General features: G+C 58.8%; 23 protein-coding genes, 1 pseudogene and 1 riboswitch. Of the genes and pseudogenes, 3 read left to right on the top strand and 21 right to left on the bottom strand.

The window, feature by feature from the left end; genetic code table 11:
* Positions 1-305: 305 nt before the first annotated feature.
* Positions 306-1,220, bottom strand: a complete 915-nt coding sequence (locus tag BBF94_RS01725; protein ID WP_065257330.1) for an AraC family transcriptional regulator — start codon at positions 1,218-1,220, stop codon at positions 306-308.
* A 215-nt stretch (positions 1,221-1,435) separates the two neighbouring features.
* Positions 1,436-1,508, top strand: a riboswitch (Fluoride riboswitch).
* A gap of 79 nt (positions 1,509-1,587) precedes the next feature.
* Between BBF94_RS01725 and BBF94_RS01730 the strand changes: the two genes are divergently transcribed.
* The gene (locus BBF94_RS01730; protein ID WP_065257396.1) at positions 1,588-2,934 is read left to right on the top strand and encodes a voltage-gated chloride channel family protein; all 1,347 of its coding nucleotides are present in this window, start codon (positions 1,588-1,590) and stop codon (positions 2,932-2,934) included.
* A gap of 159 nt (positions 2,935-3,093) precedes the next feature.
* Here the strand turns inward: BBF94_RS01730 and BBF94_RS01735 are convergent, their stop codons facing one another.
* On the bottom strand, positions 3,094-3,984 hold the full coding sequence (locus BBF94_RS01735) for a LysR family transcriptional regulator (protein ID WP_065257331.1): 891 nt from the start codon (positions 3,982-3,984) through the stop codon (positions 3,094-3,096).
* A gap of 130 nt (positions 3,985-4,114) precedes the next feature.
* Here BBF94_RS01735 and BBF94_RS01740 point away from each other — a divergent pair, with 130 nt between their 5' ends.
* Positions 4,115-4,543, top strand: a complete 429-nt coding sequence (locus BBF94_RS01740; RefSeq protein WP_065257332.1) for a (R)-mandelonitrile lyase — start codon at positions 4,115-4,117, stop codon at positions 4,541-4,543.
* A 115-nt stretch (positions 4,544-4,658) separates the two neighbouring features.
* Here BBF94_RS01740 and BBF94_RS01745 read toward each other — a convergent pair.
* Positions 4,659-5,718 (bottom strand): annotated as a pseudogene (locus tag BBF94_RS01745) (SDR family oxidoreductase).
* Positions 5,719-5,792: 74 nt separating this feature from the next.
* Between BBF94_RS01745 and BBF94_RS01750 the strand changes: the two are divergent.
* Positions 5,793-6,188, top strand: a complete 396-nt coding sequence (locus BBF94_RS01750; protein ID WP_065257333.1) for a MerR family transcriptional regulator — start codon at positions 5,793-5,795, stop codon at positions 6,186-6,188.
* 24 nt (positions 6,189-6,212) lie between these two features.
* Here BBF94_RS01750 and BBF94_RS01755 read toward each other — a convergent pair whose 3' ends face one another.
* The 18 genes from BBF94_RS01755 to BBF94_RS01840 form a co-directional block, all read right to left on the bottom strand.
* Positions 6,213-6,515, bottom strand: a complete 303-nt coding sequence (locus tag BBF94_RS01755; protein WP_065257334.1) for a hypothetical protein — start codon at positions 6,513-6,515, stop codon at positions 6,213-6,215.
* Positions 6,516-6,524: 9 nt separating this feature from the next.
* Positions 6,525-7,148 carry a LysE family translocator gene (locus BBF94_RS01760; RefSeq protein ID WP_065257335.1) on the bottom strand — a complete coding sequence of 208 codons (624 nt, stop codon included), beginning with the start codon at positions 7,146-7,148 and terminating at the stop codon, positions 6,525-6,527.
* A 51-nt stretch (positions 7,149-7,199) separates the two neighbouring features.
* Positions 7,200-8,504, bottom strand: coding sequence for a SidA/IucD/PvdA family monooxygenase (locus BBF94_RS01765; RefSeq protein ID WP_065257336.1), 1,305 nt, complete (start codon positions 8,502-8,504; stop codon positions 7,200-7,202).
* 10 nt (positions 8,505-8,514) lie between these two features.
* Positions 8,515-8,982: a GNAT family N-acetyltransferase gene (locus BBF94_RS01770; RefSeq protein ID WP_065257337.1), complete on the bottom strand. Its 468-nt coding sequence runs from the start codon at positions 8,980-8,982 to the stop codon at positions 8,515-8,517.
* Complete coding sequence (ectB, locus tag BBF94_RS01775) at positions 8,979-10,232, bottom strand: diaminobutyrate--2-oxoglutarate transaminase (protein ID WP_218060130.1); 1,254 nt, start codon at positions 10,230-10,232, stop codon at positions 8,979-8,981. The genes BBF94_RS01770 and ectB overlap by 4 nt, the downstream gene beginning before the upstream one ends.
* A 408-nt stretch (positions 10,233-10,640) precedes the next feature.
* Positions 10,641-11,867 carry an acyl-CoA dehydrogenase family protein gene (locus tag BBF94_RS01780; RefSeq protein WP_065257339.1) on the bottom strand — a complete coding sequence of 409 codons (1,227 nt, stop codon included), beginning with the start codon at positions 11,865-11,867 and terminating at the stop codon, positions 10,641-10,643.
* Positions 11,868-12,362 carry a hypothetical protein gene (locus BBF94_RS01785; protein ID WP_065257340.1) on the bottom strand — a complete coding sequence of 165 codons (495 nt, stop codon included), beginning with the start codon at positions 12,360-12,362 and terminating at the stop codon, positions 11,868-11,870.
* A 10-nt stretch (positions 12,363-12,372) separates the two neighbouring features.
* Positions 12,373-13,077: an NAD(P)H-dependent oxidoreductase gene (locus BBF94_RS01790; RefSeq protein ID WP_065257341.1), complete on the bottom strand. Its 705-nt coding sequence runs from the start codon at positions 13,075-13,077 to the stop codon at positions 12,373-12,375.
* Positions 13,078-13,104: 27 nt separating this feature from the next.
* Positions 13,105-13,725, bottom strand: coding sequence for a c-type cytochrome (locus tag BBF94_RS01795; protein WP_065257342.1), 621 nt, complete (start codon positions 13,723-13,725; stop codon positions 13,105-13,107).
* Between the two features lie 22 nt (positions 13,726-13,747).
* Positions 13,748-14,173: a c-type cytochrome gene (locus BBF94_RS01800; protein ID WP_065257343.1), complete on the bottom strand. Its 426-nt coding sequence runs from the start codon at positions 14,171-14,173 to the stop codon at positions 13,748-13,750.
* 2 nt (positions 14,174-14,175) lie between these two features.
* Positions 14,176-14,694 carry a methylamine dehydrogenase light chain gene (locus tag BBF94_RS01805; protein WP_404820915.1) on the bottom strand — a complete coding sequence of 173 codons (519 nt, stop codon included), beginning with the start codon at positions 14,692-14,694 and terminating at the stop codon, positions 14,176-14,178.
* A gap of 8 nt (positions 14,695-14,702) precedes the next feature.
* Positions 14,703-15,338 (bottom strand): methylamine dehydrogenase accessory protein MauD, encoded by a 636-nt coding sequence (gene mauD, locus BBF94_RS01810; protein WP_218060129.1) that lies wholly within the window; start codon positions 15,336-15,338, stop codon positions 14,703-14,705.
* Positions 15,338-15,868 (bottom strand): MauE/DoxX family redox-associated membrane protein, encoded by a 531-nt coding sequence (locus tag BBF94_RS01815; protein WP_065257346.1) that lies wholly within the window; start codon positions 15,866-15,868, stop codon positions 15,338-15,340. Before BBF94_RS01815 ends, mauD begins: the two co-directional genes overlap by 1 nt.
* Positions 15,862-17,082: an amine dehydrogenase large subunit gene (locus BBF94_RS01820; RefSeq protein WP_082302349.1), complete on the bottom strand. Its 1,221-nt coding sequence runs from the start codon at positions 17,080-17,082 to the stop codon at positions 15,862-15,864. The genes BBF94_RS01815 and BBF94_RS01820 overlap by 7 nt, the downstream gene beginning before the upstream one ends.
* Before the next feature lie 110 nt (positions 17,083-17,192).
* Complete coding sequence (locus tag BBF94_RS01825; protein WP_065257347.1) at positions 17,193-18,158, bottom strand: WD40/YVTN/BNR-like repeat-containing protein; 966 nt, start codon at positions 18,156-18,158, stop codon at positions 17,193-17,195.
* 14 nt (positions 18,159-18,172) lie between these two features.
* Positions 18,173-20,533: an efflux RND transporter permease subunit gene (locus BBF94_RS01830; protein WP_065257348.1), complete on the bottom strand. Its 2,361-nt coding sequence runs from the start codon at positions 20,531-20,533 to the stop codon at positions 18,173-18,175.
* A gap of 62 nt (positions 20,534-20,595) precedes the next feature.
* Positions 20,596-22,449 (bottom strand): DUF1302 domain-containing protein, encoded by a 1,854-nt coding sequence (locus BBF94_RS01835; RefSeq protein WP_065257349.1) that lies wholly within the window; start codon positions 22,447-22,449, stop codon positions 20,596-20,598.
* A 21-nt stretch (positions 22,450-22,470) separates the two neighbouring features.
* The gene (locus BBF94_RS01840) at positions 22,471-23,832 is read right to left on the bottom strand and encodes a DUF1329 domain-containing protein (RefSeq protein WP_065257350.1); all 1,362 of its coding nucleotides are present in this window, start codon (positions 23,830-23,832) and stop codon (positions 22,471-22,473) included.
* Between the last annotated feature and the right edge of the window lie 234 nt (positions 23,833-24,066).

The following is a 24,066-nucleotide window of genomic DNA, read 5'->3' on the forward strand; positions in this document are numbered from 1 at the left end:
TTGCCTCCGATAGAGCAGCGCGCAGCGCCAGTTGGCGCGATTGCCGGGTTGCGGAGGGCGAGGTGTTTTCGCTTCGACTGAGTCGTGCAGATTGCCTGCCCTTCGTTGGAGTCCAGTATAGGAAGGGGGCTGCGGGTGTTTTTGCCTATTCCGATTCCTTGCTTGCACGTTTCAAGGAGAATGCGGATTCATCACGTTCTTTCGAAAACTCGCGAGAACCTTGTTTTTTAAGGGCGTGCAAGGCCACAGACCTGCTGCCGGCAGGGAAATCTGTGCCTTGCTCGATTGCCTGTTACGCAGACAGGTCAGCCTGGCTGGCGCATACGCCGGATATCCCGTTGCGGCGGCGCGCCGAAGGCCCGGCTGTACTCGCGACTGAACTGCGAGGCGCTTTCGTACCCCACCCTCCCCGCTGCCTGCCCCGCGTCCAGATGCTGGTTGATCATCAGCTGCCTGGCCTCCTGCAACCGCAATTGCTTGTGGAACTGCAGCGGGCTCACCCCCGTGAGCGTGCGAAAGTGCTGCCGAAAAGTGGAAGGACTCATGTGCACCCGCTCGGCCAGATGGTCGATGCGCATGGGCTCAGCCAGGTTCTGCTTCAGCCATGCGACCACCCTGGCGATCTGCTGCATGGGCGAACCCGTGGCAATCAGGTGCCGCAAAGCCATGCCATGTTGCCCCATCAACAGCCGGACGATGATCTCCTGCTGGACAAGAGGGGCCAGATGATCGAAGAGTTCCGGTTCCTCCAGCAGGCCCAGCAGACGCTCGAGGGCCCGGACCAGTCCGGGATCCAGCTCGGCAATGACGATGGCCTGGTGGGTGCCGGCCTTCGGCGGAGGCGGCAGTTGCAGTTCGGAGGCGATGCGCATGATCTGGCTGACATCCAGCGTCAGCATCATCCCCAGAAAAGGCTTCGCCACCGACGCCTGGGCAACATGGGACACCACCGGCTGGTCGATGCTGGTCAACATCCCCTGCCCCGCACGGAAATGCAGCACGGCTTCCTGCTGCAATACCTGTTTGCCGCCCTGGGCCACCACGCCTAGACCCAGGCCGTAGATGCACGGCATGGGATCTGTCGGGGACGTTCGACGGTGCAGGCTCAACGCCGGTAACCGGGTGGTGAAATCCCCGGCATGGGTGGCCTGTCGCGCAATCAAGGATGCCAGGCCTGTCAGGTCCGCCTCGATCAGATCGTCAGGTTGAAGGTGAGTCATCGGTGGTTCCTTACGCGATAGCCGCCATACATAGGGACAAATCATAACGCTGAACCTGATTCACGGCTGCGCCTTCGCGCAAACGAAGCGATTCTTGCGTTTGTGGAACGAACCTTGGCGGTGCAAAACGTCGAGTGGCCGGCGTAGAGATGAACACAATCGCTACCACTCTTCGTAGTAACGAAGTTTTACATCTCTGGGCAAGATCTTTATGATCGGGCTCTGGAGATGGCATTCCTCCAATTACCAACCGCTGCGCCCGTAGTAGCTGATGATGCCTACAGACACTGATCAATTCAGGGCTGTAGGCGTTCGCGCGCGAAATCTCCTTTTGGTCAGACTCATTTTCCTTTTTGTGGCTGACCCCATGTCAAAACTCAGAAAACCTGAACAACTCGACCTGCTTCCCTACATCGGGAAATGGCTGGTGCTGGCCTGTGCCGTAGCGCTTCTGGCGGGATCGGCATCCGCACTGTTTCTGTTCTCCCTGGATCACGCGACCCAATGGCGCGAAACCCACCGCTGGGCCATCTGGCTTCTGCCTATAGCTGGCTTTGCTGTGGGCCTGGTCTACCACCTGATCGGCAAACCGGTGGACGCGGGCAATAACCTGCTGATCGACGAGATTCACGACCCCAGGAAAACCGTGCCGTTGCGCATGGTGCCGCTGGTGCTTGCAGGTACGCTGATATCGCATCTGTTTGGCGCATCGGTCGGACGCGAAGGTACTGCCGTGCAAATGGGCGGCGCGCTGGCTGATCAGATAACCCACCTGTTGCGCTTACGCCGCGGAGATCGCCGAATCATGCTCATGGCAGGCATCAGTGCCGGCTTCGCTTCGGTCTTCGGCACGCCGCTGGCCGGAGCATTATTCGGCCTTGAAGTGCTCGCTATCGGCCGCATGCGCTACGACGCGTTGTTTCCGTGTATGGTCGCGGCCATCGTCGCGGATCAGGTCGGCCTGCTTTGGGGTGTTGTGCACACTCACTACGTCATCGGCCAGATTGCGCCCGTGCAGTTACGGACTGTGATCGCAGTGGTCATCGCAGGGGTCGTATTCGGGCTTGCGGGGCTGCTGTTCGCCACCGCCACCCATAACCTTGGGGCGTGGGTAAAAAAGCTGATTCCCTACTCGCCCTTACGTCCTGTGCTCGGCGGGATTGTGGTGGCTACGGCTGTGTGGGCACTGGACGCTTATCAGTACATCGGCCTGGGTATCCCGAGCATCGTTCAGTCCTTTGCAGCTCCGATAGCGCCCTGGGACTGGATTGGTAAACTTGCGTTTACAGTGACCTCACTCGGCACAGGTTTCAAAGGCGGCGAGGTCACTCCGCTGTTCTACATCGGCGCGACTCTGGGCAATGCCCTTGCGCCTCTGCTGCACCTGCCTTTCTCGATGCTCGCCGGCATCGGTTTCGTCGCAGTCTTTGCCGGCGCCGCCAACACCCCGCTGGCGACTATTGTTATGACCATGGAGCTGTTCGGCCCCGAGATAGCCCCGCTCGCAGCGATTGCCTGTATCACCAGTTATCTGGTCTCGGGCCATACCGGGATCTATCACGCCCAGCGCGTGGGTCACAACAAGCATCGCCACGTCCTGCCCGCTGACATCCGCCTTTCGGAGATCAAGGCCTTTCACGCACAACGAAACGCTTCGAATACAGCAAAACCGGTTGTCCAGGAAAAGACGGATGGGGAGCCGCCCTCAGCGTAAGGCAGCTGAGAAGTAAGTAGCTGACAGTGAAGGACTGCAATTGGCCGGTTGAATCCAAAGCCAAAAGCGGACGATCATGAGCGGCTGCTTTCGGCCAGAAGCAGACGCTCAAATTTAATTCCGCTTCCGGTTTCGAAAGGCTGTAAAACCGAACTGGCGTCAACTGGCGCGCAAAGCCGCGATAACGAGGCGAACCGCCATCGAAGATTGGCGTCTATGTGCGTAATAAGCGTGGTGTCCAGTAACGGTCGGGAACCAATCTTCAAGTACCAAAGCCAGTCGACCTGCCTGTACATGTGGTTCAACCAGGGCCAATGGCAGGTAAGCCAAACCGAAACCCCGCAATGCTGCATCCAGCATCTGGTAAGAGTTGTTGAACACTAGTTGGCCGCCCACCTTCACCTCAAGTCTTTCCTGTCCTTTGCACAACTCCCACGGCATAAGCGTACCTCGGGTGGGTAGCCGCAAGTTGATGCAGTTGTGCGCAATCAAGTCTAACGGCGAGTTTGGCGCAGGCCTGGCTTGCAGGTAGGACGGTGCGCCGACAATGGCCAACGTCTCGTCTGGTGCAATACGCGTGGCGATCATGTCTTTCTCCACCAGATCTCCCAGACGTACGCCTATGTCAAAGCGTTCGGCCACGATATTTAGCAGGCCGTAGTCATTGATGAGCTCAATCTGAAGCTCGGGGTGTTCCGTTAGAAGGGATTGCAGTTTCGGCCATACATATTGGTTGGCTGCATAGTCAGTAGCGGATATGCGTACCGTTCCCACGGCTTTGGCCCGCAGCTCGGCGACCGCCATCAGCTCGGCTTCGATTTCTTCCAGCTTCGGTGCCACTGAGTCCAAGAGCCGCTGGCCCGCCTCCGTAGGAGACACACTCCTCGTCGTGCGCATAAGCAGCAGAGTACCGAGCTGAGTTTCCAGAGCAGTCACCGTTCTGCTGAGCGAGGATTGGGAAGTTCCCAACTTTGCAGCGGCTTTGGTGAAGCTTCGTTCTCGCGCCACGGTCAACAGCGCAACGAGATGGTTAAGGTCAGGGGCGGCCATTTATTCACCTGTGCATTAGTGTATGCGCATTTTGCCATCTAGTTCAGTGGTGCTGAAGCTTCTACATTAATGCGGCGGCAGTTAGCCGGCCCCTATTGATTTCAAGCGTTCTACGAACGAGAGAAAATTTATGACCGATTCAAATCAAACGATCATCCGCAATGGCAGTAAGCCTTCCATCAAAGGCCCCGAAAACTGGTTTACCGGCTCCGTGCGCATCGACTACATGTTTCAAGCCGCAGCGCCAGGTCGGGCAACCGGTGCCCTTGTCACTTTCGAGCCTTCTGCGCGCACTGTCTGGCATTCGCATCCTCTGGGCCAGACAGTGGTGGTGCTGACCGGCGTGGGTTGGACGCAATGCGAAGACGGTCCACGTACCGAGATCCGCCCGGGCGACGTGGTTTCCTGTGCATGCGGTAAGCGGCACTGGCATGGCGCGGCAGCGGATACCGCCATGTCCCACCTTGCAATTACCGAAACCCTTGATGGCAAGAACACTGACTGGATGGAACCGGTGACGGATGAGCAGTACTTGAGCGGCCCGCTGATCACCGTGTGAAGGTTTGATGCCGCCGCAAGAACGCTTGATTACCGCCGCCCTCAATCTGGTCCTGATTTTCGCCAGATATTAATCACCTGCACTGGAGCGGCAGCTATGGATTCTGAAGGCCCTTCTACAGGCAATATGAATGGACGAACCTTGCGGTGTGCTGCAACGACTCGCGTATGTCGGCCTGGCAATGCCATGCCGGTTGGCAAATCGCTCGAGCGTTGAAGTATCAAAGCGTGTGGTCTGGATGAAGTCCACGCCTCGGGTTGTGTATTCAGAAAACGCGCGACGGGAGCAATCTTCAGAAGCCACTTGAGCCATTGCAACGAAATGAAATGCCTGGGCGATTTCACTCCGACCGTTACCGCAACCTGTGCAAGCAGTTCGCGCAGGTCGGGCGTCTGGTCATCGAGCGCCAGCAGCTCCTGCCCGGCCATGGCGGGATCGAACGCACACGCGGCCGTCAGATCAACCAGGTGATCCACCGTAACCAGCGGCAGCCAGTGCCTGGCGGTACCGGGCACCGCAGTCAGTTTGCCTTGCACAAGGTTGCGTATCAGCGCCACCAGCGGCTGGCCCTCCAGGATGTGCCCGGTGCGGCTGTGGCCACACACCGTCGCCGGGTGCACCACGGTCATTTCGCCGCCCTTGGCAGCCATCAGCGCCAGGGTCGCAAAGTGCGCCTCCAGCTTGCTGCCCTCGTAACCACCGACGCGCCGATAGACCGCTGGCCAATCGGTCGACTGCGAATGCAGAGGATCGATGCCGATGCGCCGCAGATGCTCATGATTTTTCAGCATGAAGCCGCCGATCATCACTAACCGGCTGTTTTGCTCCGCAGCCAGCAAGGCCACACGTTTCGCGCCTTCGACATTGACCGCCCGAGCCTGCTCCATTGACAGCCCCCAGGCGAATTGGGCGCCGAGGTGGAACAGGACGCCGGCGTGTTTCAACACGGCCCGGTCTGCCGGGCTCAACCCCAACCCGTCACTCTGCAGGTCGCCCGCCAAGGCGAATACCCGGGTAGAGTTGCCTCCCAACGCATCCACTTGCTCGCGCAGCGTCGCGAGTCGCTCGGGGCGACGCATCAGCACTCGAACGGTGTGACCTTTTGCACTCAAAAGCGCCACCAGATGCTGGCCGATAAATCCGGTTCCCCCTGTGACAAAGCACTCCACGCTCATTCCTCTGCTCCTGTTTTCCGGTGAGGAATCAAGCGTAAACTATCGACCCAACTCTACAGTCAAGTGGTGTTTTCATGAAAATCGGCGAACTCGAGACCCGCAGCGGTGCCAGCCGCCATACGCTGCGTTATTACGAGCAAATCGGCCTGATCACAGCGGAGCGTCGAGCGAACAACTATCGCGTCTACAACGCGCAAACCCTGCAGGATCTGGACTTTATCCAGCGTGCGCAAAGCATGGGCTTCTCCCTGGGGGAAATCGGCGAGATTCTCGATGCGCAGCGCAACCAACGGATTGACTGCGCCGAGGGCGCCAAGCTGATTGAAAAGAAAATGGCCGAAATCCAACAGAAGATCGCCAGCCTCCAGAGCATCCATCGGTATCTGGATCAGGAGCGTGCCAATCTTGAAGCCAGTGCGGCACGGCAACTTGAGCTTCAGCGCCTGAATGAGCTGAAAGCCACTTCGTAGCAGAGCATGGCGAAAATGAGCCCATCAACACGCCCACTTGAAGTCGTGAAACGCCACAGCCCCCGTTACTCCCGCCACCTCAGCTTCAGCCTCGCGCCTGACCGTCTGCAACGAGGCGGCATAGCTGATACCCGCCCCCAAGGCATCGACTATGGAAAAGACCTCTTCAAGGCCACAGTCGAGTATCAGGGTGAACCGGGCGTAATCGCTTGCCAGGTTCCGCATCAGCCGATTCAGTGGCAACCCCTCGCGAGGCAGGTCGATCAGCAACCAGCTGCGAGATTTGAAGCGCACGCTCACTTCCTTGAGCACATCGTTCCATTCCATGACGCGCCCTCACCTGCTGGCAATCAAGACTGGAATGGCGTTGTTGAGAGAGAACGCCACCAGAAACACCGCCAGCCCTATATCGATCTGCCGGGTGTATTTGAGAAACAGCGCCTTGATCGGCCCCTGGCCGAAAAGCAACGACACCGTCGAATACCAGATGACTTCGAGGGTTGAACACAACGCGACCACCAGAACCTTTTCGATGTCGGTGCGCGGTGACGAGAGAAAACCGGCGTAGATGCTGATCATGAACGCGATGGTCTTCATGTTGCTGATGTTGGTGATGACACCCACCCGATATGCCTTGCCGAAGCTCGTGACGCCAACGGCGCTGCTTTCAGGGGTGCCGGTATTTTTGGCCAGCACGCTTTTGATGATGCTGTAGGCGATGTAGAGCAGGTAGGTCGAACCACACAAGGTGGCGACCTTGGAAAACGCCGGATACTCATGCAGCAAGGCCGCCAGCCCCAGCAGGGAAATGGTCGAGAAGAAGACGCCGACGGTGCAGATGCCCAGCGTCGCCCCAAGCCCGGTGGAAATCGAGCCCAGTGAGGAGAATCGACTGACAATGATGAAGTTCGGGCCCGGGCTTATGACCGCCAGGATGTAAATCAACGCTGCTGTGAACATAAAACCTCCTTGTTTGAAGCAGCAGCCCGGATGGGCTGCTGCCAGGTGGCATCAAGCCAATGCTTGCACCGGGGTTTCGACCTGCTCCAGGTTTTTCTCCAGGGCCGAAAGAATGTGCTCCACCCGCAGGGAAATCAGGCTGAACGAGCCCGCATCTCCCAGCCCGTGGGAGCTTTCACACAACCCGTTGAGAAACACTGCCGGCAAGTCATCCAGAGCGGTCAGGCTGTAATCGCGATTGACCACCAGGGCGCCTTGGGCATCCGTGCGGAACCGGCGGTGATGTGGCGCGAGCAACGGTGGGTACAACTCGCCGTTTTCCTTGTCTGCGATGTCCTTGAAACCCGTGGCGAGGACCAACGCATCCAGCGTCAGGCTCGAATGCGTCAGCTGATTGACCTCCTTGAGTGCCAGTTGCACCTGACCCGACGCATCAATGTGCGCCTGTTCGATGGCGATGTTATTGAGGATCCTGATGCGCTCTTTGCCCTGCAGTTTCTCCTCATGGATGCGCACGTACAGGGCGTTGATGACATCTTCGTCGGCGGAACTGTAGTTGGTGCCGCGCAACTGCTTGTCCAGCCGCGATTTGGCTTCAGGCGGAAGGCCGAAGTAGTAGTCGATGAATTCCGGGAAATACACCTTGTCACTGAACGGGCTGGTGTCCTTGAGCCGAAAGCTGAAGCTGCGGTGCAGCGAATAGATTTCCTTGTCGGGGAATCGGGCCGTCAGGTCGAGAACGATCTCCACCGCACTCTGACTGGAGCCCAACACGCCGATACGTTGCACGCTCGCAGGCAGCTTGTTGATGTTCTCCAGGTAGTGATTGAGGTGGAACACGCGGGGGCCGGTCAGGCCTTCGAATAGCGCCGGGATATTCGCCGTGCGCCCGGTGCCCAGCACCAGGCTGCGCCCGTAGATCACACGCTGATCGTTATAGGTGACCTTCCACACCTGCTCGCCCTTGAACAGCAGCGGTTCGACCTGCTGCACAAACGCCGACGACTCCAGATCGCCGAGAAAGTGCCCGGCAACCCATTTGATGTACTCGGCGTATTCCCGTCGCAGCGGATACGTCAACGGCAGGTTGAGGTAGTCGAACAGGCGACCGGTTTCTTTCAGGTAGTTGACGAAACCGTAGCGGCTGCGTGGATTGCGCGGCGTCACCAGATCCCGCAACGGATTGTTCTGGATGTCCGATCCGCTGAGCAGCATCTCGTCCTGCCAGTCCGGCTTCTGCTTGGCGTCGAGGAAACGATAGGTCAGCGCCGATGCCGACTCTTCAAGCGCAATGGCCAATGCCAGATTGGAAGGGCCAAAACCGATACCCACAATATCGAAAACAGTGTTTGACATGGTAAAGCTCCTATCCCTGGAATGGCTTTAACGGAAGATGGTAATAGTGATATGCCGTGTTCTCGATAAATCCAAATCGAGTGTAAAGATCTCGTGCGCGTGGATTGTCGTCTGCGCCTTCGATAAACAATTGTTTGGCGTTTGTTGACTGCGCAAATGTCTTTGCCGCATTCAATAACGCCAGCCCTGCCCCCTTCTTGCGTTTGGAGGCTTCGACATATAAGTCATTGAGTATCCAGAGACGCTCAAGTGTGACACTTGAGAAGCTGGGATATAACTGCGTGAATCCAATGATTTCATGATTGAACTCGGCAACCACAATGACGGATTCGCCCAAAAAGAATCGCTGTTTAATAAACTCCAGCGAGCGTGCCAGGTCGGAGCTTTCACCATAGAACTGGCGGTATTTGTCCAGCAATTGTGCGATGGCTTCGGCATCATCGAGTGACGCATGGCGGGTAATGACTTGATCACTCATGGCGCGGTCACCTCGGCAAAAGCCTGCTCGAGTATGTGCAAGCCTTGTGTGATCTGCGCGGGAGGTATGGTCAGTGCCGGCAGGAACTTCAGGACCTGGTTGTCGATGCCCGATGTTTCAATGATCAGCCCGCCCGCGTAGGCCTGTGCCGCAACCTTTTGCGCCAGGTCCTTGTCCTGAAACTCAATGCCTCTGAAAAATCCACGCCCCTTCAGGCGATTAGGCGCCCTTGCGGCAAAGCGTTCGGACAACGCCAGCAACCCTTGCTCCAGCAGATCGGCCTTGGTGCGAAGCACCCGGGTAAAACTCGCATCGCTCCAATAGTGGTCGATAACCGCTTTGCCCGTGACAAACGCCAGATTGTTGCCACGAAACGTGCCGTTGTGTTCCCCCGGTTCCCACACATCCAGATGGGGAGCCAGTAAAACAAGGGACAAGGGCAAGCCGTAGCCGCTGATGGATTTGGACAAGGTCACGATATCCGGGGTGACGCCCAGAGCCTCGAAGCTGAAGAAGTCCCCTGTGCGGCCGCAACCGGCCTGGATATCGTCGATGATCAACAGAATGTCATGCTCACGAGCGATACGCTGCACCGCCTGCACCCACGCGGCCGAAGCACTGTTTACACCGCCCTCGCCCTGCACGGTCTCGAGGACAATGGCGGCGGGTTTATCGACACCGCTACCGCTGCGCAACATGTTGGCCAGGTACAACGAAGTGTCCAGGTCATCGCCGAAATACCGGTCATACGGCATGAACGTCACATTGTTCAAGGGAACCCCGGCCCCGGCCCGCTTGCGCGGGTTGCTGGTCAAGGCGAGGCTGCCCAGGGACATGCCGTGAAACGCATTGGTGAATGCCACGATGTTCTGGCGGCCGGTGTACTTGCGGGCCAGTTTGATCGCGGCCTCTACCGCATTAGTGCCGGTAGGACCCGGGAACTGGACTTTGTATTTAAGGTTGCGCGGCGCCAGGATCTGCTCATCGAACGCCGTCAGAAAGCTTTTCTTCGCAGTGGTCTTGAAATCCAGGCCATGGGTGATGCCATTGCTGTCGATGTAGTCGAGCAGCGCGGCTTTCAGGACGGGATTGTTATGCCCGTAATTCAGAGCCCCCGCCCCACTGAAGAAATCAATGAACACCTGACCCTGTTCGCTGGTCAGTGTCGATCCTTCGGCAGTGTGAAAGGTGGCAGTGAAGTCCCGGCAATAAGAACGAACGTTGGATTCTTTAAGTTCGAATATATCCAGGGAGTGTGGTGTGGCAGGTGCAAGTCGCAAAGTCGAGTCATTCAGCGTAGCCGTCATGTCAGGTACCGTTTATCAATCCAATTGAATGGACTTCAAACAGGCATAGCGATTTCCCAGTGGCCATGTAGCGAATGCTGAGAGGTCTATCGTCCTTGAAGTCCGCGTGCAACTTTCATCCGTTGAAACATGACCCGCTCTGTTGGCCAGCAGGAACAATGACGTCTTTCGCTGATAAAGCTATCAGTAATTCGTGAGCATGCGATGAATTATAAATTCATATGCTTATGACTGACTTACGGAGCCACAGCAGATACAAGTCAACCGGGTCGCGCGATGCTTGCTGTTCTTTCTAGCACCGCGCGTTTGGTACGTTCATTGTCCGGCCAATGCGCATGCAACCATCGCGTATCAACCCACCAACCCTTTGCCAAAGATCTGCCGGGCAATCACCATCCTCTGAATTTCGTTCGTCCCTTCGTAAATCTCGCTGATCTTGTTGTCCCGGTAGATTTCCTCGACCTTGTAATGACTGCCGTCTTCGGACAGTTCGCGCAAGAAGCCGTATCCCCCAAAGATCTGCACGCCATCACGCGCCATGTCGCCGGCAGCCTCGGTGGCATAGAACTTCGCCATCGCCGCTTCTGGCTCGGGGAACTCGGCGCCCAGATCCATGCGCAATGCGGCTTTGATGTAGAGATTGCGCGCATTTTCGATCTGGGTGGCACGCTCGGCCATCCGGAACTGCCAATGCTGGAAGGCGCCAAGTTTCTTGCCGAAGGCTTCGCGGTTGCACAAATGGTCCGTGGAATGATCGAACGCGGCCTGAGCCATGCCGACGCCGGTGGCTGCAATGCCGATGCGGCCGAACGTCAGAGTGGCCAGCGCAACACGCAGCCCTTGATTGACCTCACCGATGCGACGCTCGATCGGAACTTCGACCCGATCGAAATGCACATCGGCGGTCAGCTGTCCGCGATTGCCCATTTTCAGATCGGGTTTGCCGATCCGCACACCTGGCTGATCGGTCTCGACCACCAGCTCGACCATGCCATCCTCGTCACTGCGACAAAGCACAACGATAAAGTCGGCCACCGGGGAGTTGGTAATAAAGCGCTTTTGCCCGTTGAGTATGTAACGGTCACCCTCTCGACGCGCAATCGTCGCAACAGCTCTGGGCGAAAGATCGGTACTTGCCAGTGGTTCGGTCGTGGCGAATGCACCGATTTTTTCTCCTCGGATCACCGGCCCCAGGTAGCGCTCGCGAATGGCATCACTACCCTTCTCCAGCGTCCGCCCGGCCAGAATGCAGTGTACGTCGAACACGGCGGCAATCGAGTTGCTGTGGTAGGCCAATTCCTCGCAGACCGTCGCGGTGGCTAGCACTCGATGTTCAAGGCCACGACCACCTTCCCGTTGCGCAAAGGGAATGGCGAATATGCCATGGCGCGCCATGGCATCGAATACGTCGCGGGGAAAGTTCTCGATGCTTTCGTCTCGGTGAGCGATTTCATAGGCTCTGGGCGCCACGAATTCATCGGCGAATGTGCGGACCTCCCTGCGGATTTCTTTCACCTGTTCTGAGGACATCAGGTCGTGATAAAGCTCATCGGCCATACGTTTGGGGAACATCGCCATTTACTCACCTCTGCTTAAAATGACACCGCTGTACTTGAGAAAGAACCGATCCGCGCGCCGCACGATTTCCGTATAACGGTTCGCCAAGGCCAACTGCATCAACTCGATCTGCAGCTCTTCCTGTTCGATCATGTAATTAAGGAATACCCGTGATTCCGTCGGACCGATGTCCCGCAACGCCTTGAGCCACTGCAGGTATTTGACGGTTTCCCGATGGACGATCTTCAACAGCAACCCCAACCATGGCCTCGGCACGGAAGATATGAGCCAGGCTTTTATTTTCGGGAACGGTCCCGGTTTGAATTCCAGTCCCCACTGTCGGGCCGCTGCGCAATAGCGTGGGCCGTTGAACCGTTCCAGATCCCAGTAGGTTTTCCAGAAAACGCGGCGCTCATCGCCATGCAGGCGTTCTGTCATGCGCCGTACGGCCATCAGGGCAAAGGCCCGGTTGGCGAGTTCGTGGCGGAATCCGCTGATGAATTGTTTGGAGAGCATCGATATTGGCTCACGTTCGCTTGGGTCGAAGAGTCTCGTCGTAGTCACCCATTACAGGCATCGACAACGGTGTGTGCTGCTCCAGGTCGAGCAGGTGCTGACGGTATTGCATGAGGTATTCGCGCCGTTCTTCGTCGCTGATGTAGGGCACATGCCAGGCAATGAACGGCGGCAAGACCTCGAGTCCGACATAACCGAGCATGCCTTGGTGAATCGGGCGCAGCAGTGTCTCGATTTCGCCATGAATGGCCCCGGCGCCGAACATATGCCGTTGCCCGCCCAGGGAGATCGCGAGCATCGCCGACTTGCCTCGCAATCCACCCAGGTCGTAGATGCGCCGTCCGCCGTAGCAATAGCCGGAGATGAACACCCGGTCGATCCAGCCTTTGAGAATGGCCGGCATGCCGAACCAGTAGATCGGGAAGCTGAAAATGATCAGATCGGCCCACTGGACCTTGTCCAGCTCGGCCTGAATGTCCGCCGCGAGGCTGCCTTGTTTGCTGTTGTGCCGCTGCTCCAGTGCATAGACGAGGTACTCGGGATTGGCCCGCTGGTTGAAGTCTTCTGCACTGGCAACGGGATTGAAGTTCTGGGCATACAGGTCGGAAACGATGACCTCGTCGCCCTGCCCGGCCATGACCTGCACCGCGAGATCTTTCATTGCCGTGGTAAAGGAACCCGGCTCCGGGTGCGTATGCACAATCAATACATTCATGAAAACCGTTCCAGCTTCAGATAATGATCAGGGGGCAGCGCTTGTCTGGCTGCCGAGGTAGGTGGCAACCGACTTGCGATCACCTTCATTCGCAATTTGCAGGGCGATGCCGCGCATCCAGATGCCCAGTTCGTCGGCATGGTTTTCCCCGCCACGAAGGCCTTGAGCGAAATGCTCGAGCTGGCGCTCGATGTAGGCGCTATCGAGGATGCCGAGATTCGGCGTTTTCAAGTGGGCGAAACCTTCGCCTTTCGGCCCGTGGCACGCGGAGCACGTTGCCTGGTAAAGCGCTTGCCCATGGGGCTCGTCGGATGGCGCAGCCTTGCGCTTGCCGGTCAATGTCTGACTCGAGAAATACCCGGCCAGTGACTGCATATCGCTGTCGCTCAGAGGGCTGGCGATTGCACGCATCTGAGTGCCGTGTGTATCTCGGACATCGTAGCCGCGCCGTCCGCTCTTGAAGTTCTGCAGTTGCGTCTCGAGATACACAGCCTGTTGGCCGGCCAGACGGGGCGCGCCCAATGCCGGATTGCCCTGCCCATCGGCGCCGTGGCACGCCACGCAGGTGCCAGCCTGGGCAGGCACTTCAGCGTGAGCATCAAGTATCAAGGCGAACAGCAGCACGCCGAGCGTAATCCTGACTTTCATCGTTAGCCGTTCTCCATTGTTGTTATTGCCGGGCGATTCGCCGCAGCAAGTCTTCGCGAACATGCTGGATGTCGGTGGGTACGGAAGGTCGCCAGCGCTGTACTTCAAGGGCCGTGTAGGGCTCGAAATCATGGGGCAACTCAGCCGGGCTGAACGTCGTCAGCATCCAGTTGAGAACACCAGCGAGCGCCTCATCCGACAGCCCGGACAGCGCCGAGCCCGGCACCTGCACCAGATACGCCCGGCCACCGGGCACACTCAGGAATTTGCCGAGCTGGCCGGGAAATGCCGGAACCTGCCGTTGCGGATTACCGCTGCCGTCCGGCAGATGACAACCCTGGCAATTGACCATGTAATCGAACTGCCGGGGCTCGGTTGCCCAGCTCCCGGACGCTGCGAACGACATCCCGCACACCAGTGTGAAAGCGGCAAGTACGCGACTGGCCATCCCTACTCTTTCACCCCGATGACCACCGACAGCGAGCAGTGATACGGCATGTCGGCAAGGCTGCCGGAACACCAGTTCAGATCGTTCGAGCTTTGCGGACGGTAAAGCGGCGTATCGCCCTGATCGCGCTGGCACACGCAGCGGCCACAGTTACTTTTGCCGCAGCAATCGTTGTAAGAGATCACGTAGTCCTTACCGTCAGACGGGTTGCGGCAGGTGCCGATCCAGGTGATGTCCGAGCGCACGGTGCCCGGGGGGCAACTGTTTACCGTGCCGCCACAGCAACCACAGAGAAAACCGTCGATAGCGCAATAACGCCAGTAGTCGCAGCTGTTCGGATCGCCGCTTTCCACCAGTCCCGGGCTGGTCTGGGCAAAGGCGCCGCTGCGAAAAACCGGCAGCAACGTCGTGGCGCCAACCCCGATCATCATGGTCCCCAGACCACCCAGAAATCCTCGCCGCGACGTATTGCGGGCGATCCGGCGGGAGAATATCTCTGCCGCTTCATCGAACCATTTGATCGCCATGCTCAGTGCACCTGTTTGTAAAGAGGCTCATCGGACACTTGCAACGTTGCCCGGTACGCCTGAATCGAGGCATATCCCGTGTCCTGGGCTTCCAGCAGGCTTTCCAGATGCTCACGGGAGTTGATCAGGCCATGAGTGACCACGGTGCCGTTGGCATCGATCAACACGCCGTACGGCAACTTGCTGATCTGATAGGCCAGACCGACTTCCTGCGACAGCACATAGGGAAACTCATGCAGGCGTTGCGCATCGATGAAGGCTTGATGGACGGTCAGGTCGCCGTCACTGGCAAGCACTACGCGCAAGCGCGCCCTCTCGTGCTGACGCAAGGACTTGAGCACCGGCAGCAGCGTCTTGCACACCGGGCAGGTTTCCGAGAGAAAGAACAGCAATGTCGATTGCCCATAGGCGCTGCTCCCGCCGATGCTCACCGTGCCACCGGTGAGGCTGGTCAGGGTGAACGGCGGAGCGACTTCGCCAGCCTTGATCGATTTGCCCAGGGACAACGCCCCCACCGGTTTGATGCGTTCGTGCAGCACACCGATCTGCCGGGCCAGCGCCCAGACGGCCAGTAACAGCGCGAGTGTCATCAACCAGGACAGGACATTGGAAATCATCAGCGCATGCGTCGTGGTCATCACAGTTTCCTCAAGGCAGCGTGGTTGGCCATCAGCAAATGGGCCACCCCATACAGGGCGGTCGCGCTGATGAGCAGAAAAAACAGGGTCAGTGCGTCGAACCACGCCAACGGGCGGCCAGTGGCGGGCAGTACAAGATTCAGCGCCAGCCCCGTAAGCAGCAGGTTGCGCCAGACCAAAGCGACACTGGGTGGCTGAGGTTTGCCCCCGAAGTGGCAACCGCAATCTTCGATCGCCACGCCGCGTCGAACGCTGACGGCCAAGACGCCTGCATACAGTCCCAGCAACACAACGGCGGGTGCAGCCAGCCAAGGAATCTCCTGACTTAGAAGCAGTCCAGCTGCGCAGAGAATTTCCACGACAGGCAATAAAATAACCAGCACCCTGCGAGATCCCTGTCCGAGCCCGTAGCGCTGCACCACTTGATCGAAGGCCGAGCGATTGCGCAGCTTTTGCATGCCGCTCGAACCCAACAGAAGTGCGAGCAAACCAGCGCTGGCCAGATGCACGAGCGGATCATCGCTCACCATGGCATCACCACATTCATGAAGCCCAGAGGAATATCGCCGACACTGCGCAGATGCTGGCCATTGTCGGCGTCGTAGAGGTTGATCCCCTGACGCAGCAGAGGCATCAGTCCTGCATCGCCTTGGGTGAGGTAGATCCACAGGGTGAAAAGTTTTGGCATCGGTACTACCCAGTCGAGGCTGTAGAGCCGAGGTTGCTCACCTTGGCTGACACCGATAGCGGTGCTTTGCTCGTTCAGTTCAATGCGCTTCATACGCTGTCGGGTCTTGAGGTCAAAGACCCAGACTTCGGTGCCGGGCTTCTGGTAATTCTCCGGTTTGTCCTTGTGCATCAACACGAACAACCGGCCGCTGCGCTCGTGCAAGGCAGTGCCATGGTTGCCGGCGATGCCCCAGCCATCGGCACGCTCGGCATCACTGACCAATGGCCAGTGATGCACCGGCACCACGCCCTCGGTGGTCATCTTCAGCGCGTAGGCGTTATTTTTCTGCGAGACGAAATACCAGGTGTCGCCAACACGCGAACCGGTGGTCAGCAGCAGATCCTGCAGCGGGTCGAACGCGGGGACGGTGCGTTCTTGCAGCACCACCTGCCCCTGATCATCCAGACGTAAATGGAAGAATCCGCCATTGCCGCAAATCGCGTAGAAATCCCGTGGTCCGGCCGGGTACACGGAAGCACATCCCGGTGTTGCCACTTCGCTGACAAACCGCCGGTTTTCCAGATCAACGATAGAGACCGATTGCGCCGGTGTGAAGTTGACCACCAGCAAAAAACGCTCATCGTCCGACAGTACGCTAAGGCCGCTGGAGATCAGCGCCGACATGCGCCTGGAGGGGATTTCGATCTCGTGCTTCGGGCTCAGAGTCCTGGCGTCGTAGACCGTGACCACGTCCGTGCGCTTGCCACGCACGCCACGGCTGAAGTAGATCTCACTGGCGTAAATCTCGTCGCGTCGGTGCGACAACACCAGTCCGTTGGACCACATGCCGGTGCTCAACAAGCCGAGACTGCGACCGTTGTCATCGAACAGATACGCACGCCCGTCGACCATGTTCGGTGCATTGCTACCCCAGATCCAAAACCAGTTCCGGTCGCGGTGATCGCCCAACACTTCGACTCCGGCCTGCTCGGGCACGAACCCGGCGAATACCGGCGATACGGCACAGGAAAAGGTCAAACCACACAGTAAAAGTTGCAGTGAACGCTTGAGCATAAAAACACAGTTCCGTGGCTTCGAACGACCCAGTCGACCTGGATTCCAGTCTATGCGCAGGGTATCTGCGGCGACTTGACCCGGGGTGACAGTGCGGTTGGCATCCGGTGTCATTTTTCAGCTCCCGGGACCGCGTCGGGAACGATCACGCCTGTCGGACCGAACAGCAGCAGATCGCCGCTGGTGTTCGCCGCCAGCGCCGAGAGGTTCAGACGGTCCTCGCGCTGCTCGACAGAGAAATGTTCGACAGCCGTGTCGGAACGCCCGACCAGTCCGCCGTTGCCGACCCAGGCAACGCGACCGTCATTGAGTTGGGTGACGGCGGTGATCGCCTCGTGGCTGCCGCTGTCCAGCCTTTGCCAGTGTCTGCCGGAACTGTCCCCCATCAGCACCCGCCCGCTCATGCCGACCAGCAAGAGGCGCCCGTCGCGCAAGCCGGTTCCACCCCACAGCGAACCACTGACACCGGTATCCAGCGACTGCCAGGTCGCACCGTGATCGCTGGAGCGATAGGCCTTGCCGGATTCCGCGGCAATGACCAATGTGCCGTCACGGCCCGCAAACAAGGCGTTGAGATGATGATCCTCGCCCTCTTCACCCACCTGCATCGCTTGCCATGTCGCGCCCCCGTCCAGGGTCTGCGCAGCGTAGCCATAAGCACCAACGACCATGCCGTGGCGGGCATTTTCAAACCACACCGAAAGCAGAGTCGGTTGGTCGTCCAGGCGCTTTTGCAGGACCCAGGTCTGACCGCCGTCATCGCTGTGCAAAACCACACCATTGTGGCCGACCGCCCAGCCCTGCCGGTCATCGGCGAAGCTCAGCGCAGTCAGCAAACCGTCGACCGGGACGCTTTTGGATTGGGTCCAGACCCGGCCATCACCGGAATGAACGATCACGCCGTGGTCGCCGACCGCCACCCAGCGCTGTCCGGTCCGGGCGACCGCCACCAACGGGGCCGATTGCGCGTTGTTCAGCAAAATAGCCGGTGAATCGATTTCAGTTGCCCAAAGCCTGCCGGCGAAAACCAGAACCCAGGCCACGGCCAACCAACGAAACCATTGCATTACAATCATCGAGGGGCTCCTCGTCAGTGCGCGATCAGAGGCGCACGAACCGGCCCCCGACGCGGAATCAGGATTTCCAGTACCACGGCCAATGCGGGCAGGAGGGTAGTGGCCATCAACATGTTGGCCATGAACATGAAAGTCAGTAGCAGTCCCATGTCAGCCTGAAACTTCAGCGCCGAGAACGACCAGGTGGCGACACCGACTGACAGGGTCAATGCGGTGAACACCGTTGCCACGCCTACTTCTCGCAGGGCCAACTGGAAGGCATTGACGATGTCCTGACCACGGGCCAGATGCATCTGCAAGCGGTTGTAGATATAGAACGCGTAATCCACGCCGATGCCGACGGCGAGTACCATCACCGGCAAGGTGGCGACGGTCAGGCCGATGTCGAGCGCTTTCATGAACCCGTAGCCGAGAAAGGTCGCCAGCGTCAGCGGTGCACAGCAGGCGATCATTGCGCGCCAGTCGCGATAGACCAGCAGCACCAGCAGCGCGATGGTCAGGTACACATACAACATCATCGGCAGTTCGCAGGCTTCGACCACGTCATTGGTCGCTGCCTGAACGCCGGCATTGCCGCTGGCCAGGCGTATGGTCACGCCGGGCATGCCGTGTTCGGCACGATAGCGCTCGACGACGTTGACCACCCGTTTGAGGGTGCTGGCCTTGTGATCGGCCAGGTACAGGTTGACCGGCAGCAGTGTGCAGTCGGCGTTGTAGAGATGCAGTGCTTCCGGGACCTGACGGACAGCCTCACCCAGCGACAACTCATCCCGAGGCAGAGCGGCCCATTTCGGGTTGCCCTCATTGACCCCGGAGGCCGCCAGCTTCGCCAGGGCTGGCAGCGATTGCGCCGATAGCACGCCCGGTACGTTGCCCAGTGCCCAGGTCAGACGATCCACATGGGTCATGACGTCTTGCCGAAAGCAGCCGCCCGCTGGCGTTTCCACCACCACGGTGAACTGGTCGAGTCCCAGGGAAAAATGGCTGACCACACTTTCCACATCCCGGTTGTAGCGCGAATCCTCGCGCAACTCCGGTGCTCCGGGCAGTACATGACCAATGTGTCGACCCTGGCTTTGCCATACCGCAACGGCCATCAGCGACAGACACAACAATGTTGTAATTACGGCATTGCGCGGTTCGGCAATGCGTCCGAGGCTGACCATCGCATTGTCGCGCCTGGCACGCAGCCGTTCGACCCGTGCGACCCAGCCCTGATCGAAACGGAAATAGCTTGCCATCAACGGCAACATGATCAGGTTGGTGATGATCTTGTACGCCACACCGACCGACGCCGTGATCGCCAACTCGCGAATCATCGGGATCGGAACCAGTACCAGCGTGGCAAAACCGACGAATGCCGTGATCAGGGCCAATGTGCCGGGTATGAACAGCGCAACGAAGCTGCGCCGGGCGGCGGTCATCCCGTCGGCCCCGGCACAGACCTCCCTGGCGATGAAATTGACCTGTTGCACGCCGTGGGACACCCCTACCGCAAACACCAGGAACGGCACGAGTATCGCCAGCGGATCGAGCCCGAAGCCCAGCAGCGTGAGGGTGCCGAACTGCCAGACCACCGACACCAGTGAGCACAGCAACGGCAACAGTGTCAGCGCCCACGAGCGGGTATATCCATAGACAGCCAGTGCCGTGAGCACGAAGGCCAGGGCGAAAAAGGCCACCACGCTCTTGGCACCGGCACCGATATCGCCCATTTGTCTGGCGAAGCCGATGATCTGCACATCGAGATCGGCATCGGCGTATTTCGCACGGACTTCGTCTTCCAGACGCTGACTGAATTGCAGGTAATTAAGACGCTGGCCGGTCTGCGGATCCGGGTCGGCCAGTTCGGCCACCACCATGGCGCCGCTGTAGTCGTTGGCCACCAGACTGCCGACGAAACCGCCAACGATGGTGCGCTCGCGAATGCCGGCAATCGCCTGGTCGTCCAGCGTGCTCACGGTGACATCGCCACCGATCACGTCTTCGGCCTTCATGCCCTCTTCCGTGATCTGCACGGCACGGGTGTTGGGTGTCCACAGCGAGGTGACGCTGCGCCGGTCGATGCCGGGCATGAAAAAAAGCGTCTGGGTAAGGTCGTACAGGCGAGTCATCGCCTGTCTGTTCCAGATATCACCGTGCCTGGCATGCAGCACCACGATCACCCGGTTGGCGCCGAACAGCACGTCGCGGTACTGGTTAAAGGTCTTGATGAACTCGTGTTGCTGCGGCAGTTGCTTGTCGAAACCGGCCGACATCTCCAGTCGCGAGGCGAAGTTGCCCATGATCATTGTGATGACCGCCAGCAGGCCAAGCGTTGCCAGGCGATGACGGAAGAAAAAGCGCTCGAGCGCCGACATCAGGAAAGCCAACATGGAATGCCTCGATACAGCCGCCATCGCGGGCAACCTTTCGTCGCCCGGATCGCGCTGCGGGATCAGAAGGAGTAGGAAACGTTGCCGCTGAGGAAATCGCGGTCAGCCATCAGGTTGTTGTCGCCACCGCCCCAGAACTGCACCCATTGCAGTCCACCCTTCCAGCGGTCGCGGTAGTTGAACAGCAGCGCGGCGCTGAGCGATTTGCGCCCCTCCACGAACGGCATGGCGTTGGGCGACGTGCCCTTCACGTCGTGGCTGAAATCCAGTTGCGGAGTGACGGTGATACCGGTGTCGAACAGGTTGGGATAGTTGATGCCGACCTCGGTGACGTAGCCCCAGGAGGTCTTGTCCGGGATCGAGTAGTCCGGCAGCAGATAAGGCACCTTGCCGGAGGTGTCCAGCCCCGGATAACGCGTGGCCACGGCTTCGGCGAGTATGAAACCATCCGAGGCGCCCAGCGCGCTCGGGATGAATCCGAGCGGATCATTGGCGGAGAAGGTGTAAACGGCATTCACGTCGACCTGCCATTTCTTTTCTTCGACAAAGCCTTTGTTCACGCCGGTATCGAACACGCTGTAGGGGTTGTAGGTCCCCGTGAGGCCGCGTCCGAACGGCACGGTCGGGTCAATCGCCACGCTGTCCTCTGGCCGGTAGGAAATCTCGCCGGCGACCGCGACCGGGCCGGCCATGGTGCTTGCCGACAATCCGAACAGGTTTTTGTCTTCGCCGTAGTTGATGAAGTAATTGTCCACCACCAGATTGTCCGGGTTATTGACGGCGGAGTACCCGACGAAAGGCAGCTTGTCGTGATAACGCTGATAGAACATACCGAAGTCGGTCGCAATGCTTTCCGCCGTCCAGCGCAGTGCAATACCGTACTGGCCGCCATTCCTTGCTTCGCGCTCGCCGCCGTAGGGAACGGCGAGGCCTGCAGCGATCAGCTCGGCATCGCTCAGGCCGCTGATGTTCGGCGCACCACAATGACCTTTCGGCAGACCGGCACAGGCGCCGCTGCCCGTCAGTCCTTCTACGTAGTTTGTCGGGTAATAGATCGGACGACGGCCCTCACCCACGACATCCGCCGACGAGAAGTAAGTACCCACCGGATCGAGGGCATAGGCATTCCATTTGAACTGGTAGTAAGCCTCAACACTGACGGTGTCGGTCAGGCCAATATTGAATGAAGCCATCGGTGCCGGAACGAACACCTCTTTCAACTGGGTACCGGGGGTGTGGTACTTGGGCAGGCTTAGGGCGTTGATCTGGTTGATGCCACCGGGCACGAAGATTTCCGATCCCCAGCTGATCACTTGATTACCGACCTTGACCTTGGCCGGCATGTCGCCCAGATCGAAACGTTTGGCCACCCACAGATCAAGCAGGTCGAAACGCTCGGTGGCATCGCGCCTGGCCTGATCGTCCAGTCCGGTGGTGCGCACGTTGTCCATCTTGAAGTCCCTGGCCCAGGCGATCCGGCCCAGCGCACTCCAGCCATCGCCAAAGCGCAGGCTCAATTCATGAGTGCCCTTGATGACTTCGGAATAGACATCGTGCTTGTCGTAGTTGAGATTGCCGTCGTCGCCGTTGCTGTAGTTGATGTCGGCATTGGCGTAGCCGTTGCCCCGACCCGCGTTGTAGTAGCGCGCCAGTTCATTGCCGGTGCCGGTGTTGCAGCCGCCACTGTCGTTGCCGAGGATGTGGCAATCGGGTGACTGCAGGCGGCTTGCGAAGCCAACGGACAGCGTGGAATCGAAGCTGCCGGAAATCCCCGCCTCGTTGCCGAACATCAGGGCATGACTCGATGGTATCCACGCCAGGTTGATCGCCAGGGCAACCGCCAGCACGCAGGCGTTTCGCGGGAACGGGGCTCCCTGCGGTGCGATTGCACCGCATGACTTATTGTTCTTGTTCATGGAACAGCTCTCTGGAAGGGATCAGCGTTCGCCGCGACGACGCAGCTCATTGGCGTTGAACATCTTGTCGCTCACGCGTCCTTGCAGACCGGCCGTCAGATCGATGGATTCCCCTTCCTGAGTGAATCCGTCAGCGATATAGCGCCGCGCGATCAGGTCGTAGCTGACGTATTCGAACCCTGTACACGCCTGAATCTCGGGATCTGCCCACAGACTACCCTCCTGTACCCGCCAGAGATTGCCCTTGGCGTCATACATGTCGACATGCAACAGGCTCCAGCTGTCCTCGTCGAAATAGAACATCCGCTTGGCGAACGAATGGCGCTTGTCAGCCTTGACCGTAGCCTCGACTACCCATACCCGATGCTTCTCATAACGTTGCACGTCGCGATTCAGGTAGTCCTGGCCGATCAATTTTTCGTAGGTGTTGGACTTGTCGACAAGCTTGTAAGAGTTGTATGGCACGACCATTTCTTGCTTGCCGATCAACTTGAAGTCGTAGCGATCCAGCGCGCCGGTGAACATGTTGATCTGATCGACAAAGTACAGATTGTCGGAACCGGCGATGGGATTGTCGTAAGCGAACGATGGCGCCAGACGTACCCGACGCTGACCGGGAAAATAGATCCACGAACTCTGGACCTTGTCGAGAAACGAGTGCACCAGGTACATCTCGCCGGCACGCGAGGATGGCGACAACACGTCGTAAAGCAGCTTGGCTTCGATGCCATCGGTGTCAGCCGGCGCCTTTACCGCCGCATCGTTATAGGGGTAGAACTCGCTCGCCCATTGTTTGACTTCGGTCAGGGAGCCACCCTTCTCCCGCAGCAGGAACGAAATCTGCGCACGACGCCCCTTGGCCATGTAGCGCAACTTGTAGTTCCACATCGCCTGAATGCCGTTTTCCGGAATCGGGAAAGGCACGGCGGCGCCGGCGGCCTGCTCCAGGCGCCAGCCATCGCTGCCGATCCGCGCCTGGCCGGCCAGTGACTTCGTGCGCGCAGCCACTTCATCCGGGATCGCACAACTGCGATGACTCGGGTAAACGTTCAGGTGGTAGCCGGGATAGGCCTTGATCAGTGCGGCCTGACCTTCGGGAAGAAGTTTCAGGTACTGGGCCAGGTTGTTTGCATCGATAGAGTAAAGGGGCTTGTCGCCGGCGTAGGGATCACCATGGCCCGGTGTCCAGCCGGCTGGCGCCTTCGCAAGGCCGCCGTTCCACGCGGGAATGCTGCCATCGGCGTTGCCGGCCTTTTCTGCGCCGATGGGTGTCAGTTCCCCACCCGGTTTGCTGAAGTCAGCCGCCGCAACGGCGTGCACCTGACTGAAACCGCAGAGCGCCAACAGCGCGCCACCCAACAACGAACGCGGGAGGTTTCTCATGTACGTCTCCTGGAGGGATCTTGTTATGTGTTTTTGTTGCAGGGATGACCGGAACGGTTGAAAAAGGGGCTGACAAACATCCAGCCCAAACAAGGTTCTGGTACACCTCGATGCAAAAACTAACCAAGGCACCGGGAGACGGCTTGCCAGCAGATGACAGGGCCTTTGACATCTGACGCCAATCGAGTGAAACGCTCAGGCGGGTGCAGCTTGCCCTCGTGCCCGCGAAAGGCT

It is taken from the genome of Pseudomonas bananamidigenes (genome assembly GCF_001679645.1).
Taxonomy (GTDB): domain Bacteria; phylum Pseudomonadota; class Gammaproteobacteria; order Pseudomonadales; family Pseudomonadaceae; genus Aquipseudomonas; species Aquipseudomonas bananamidigenes.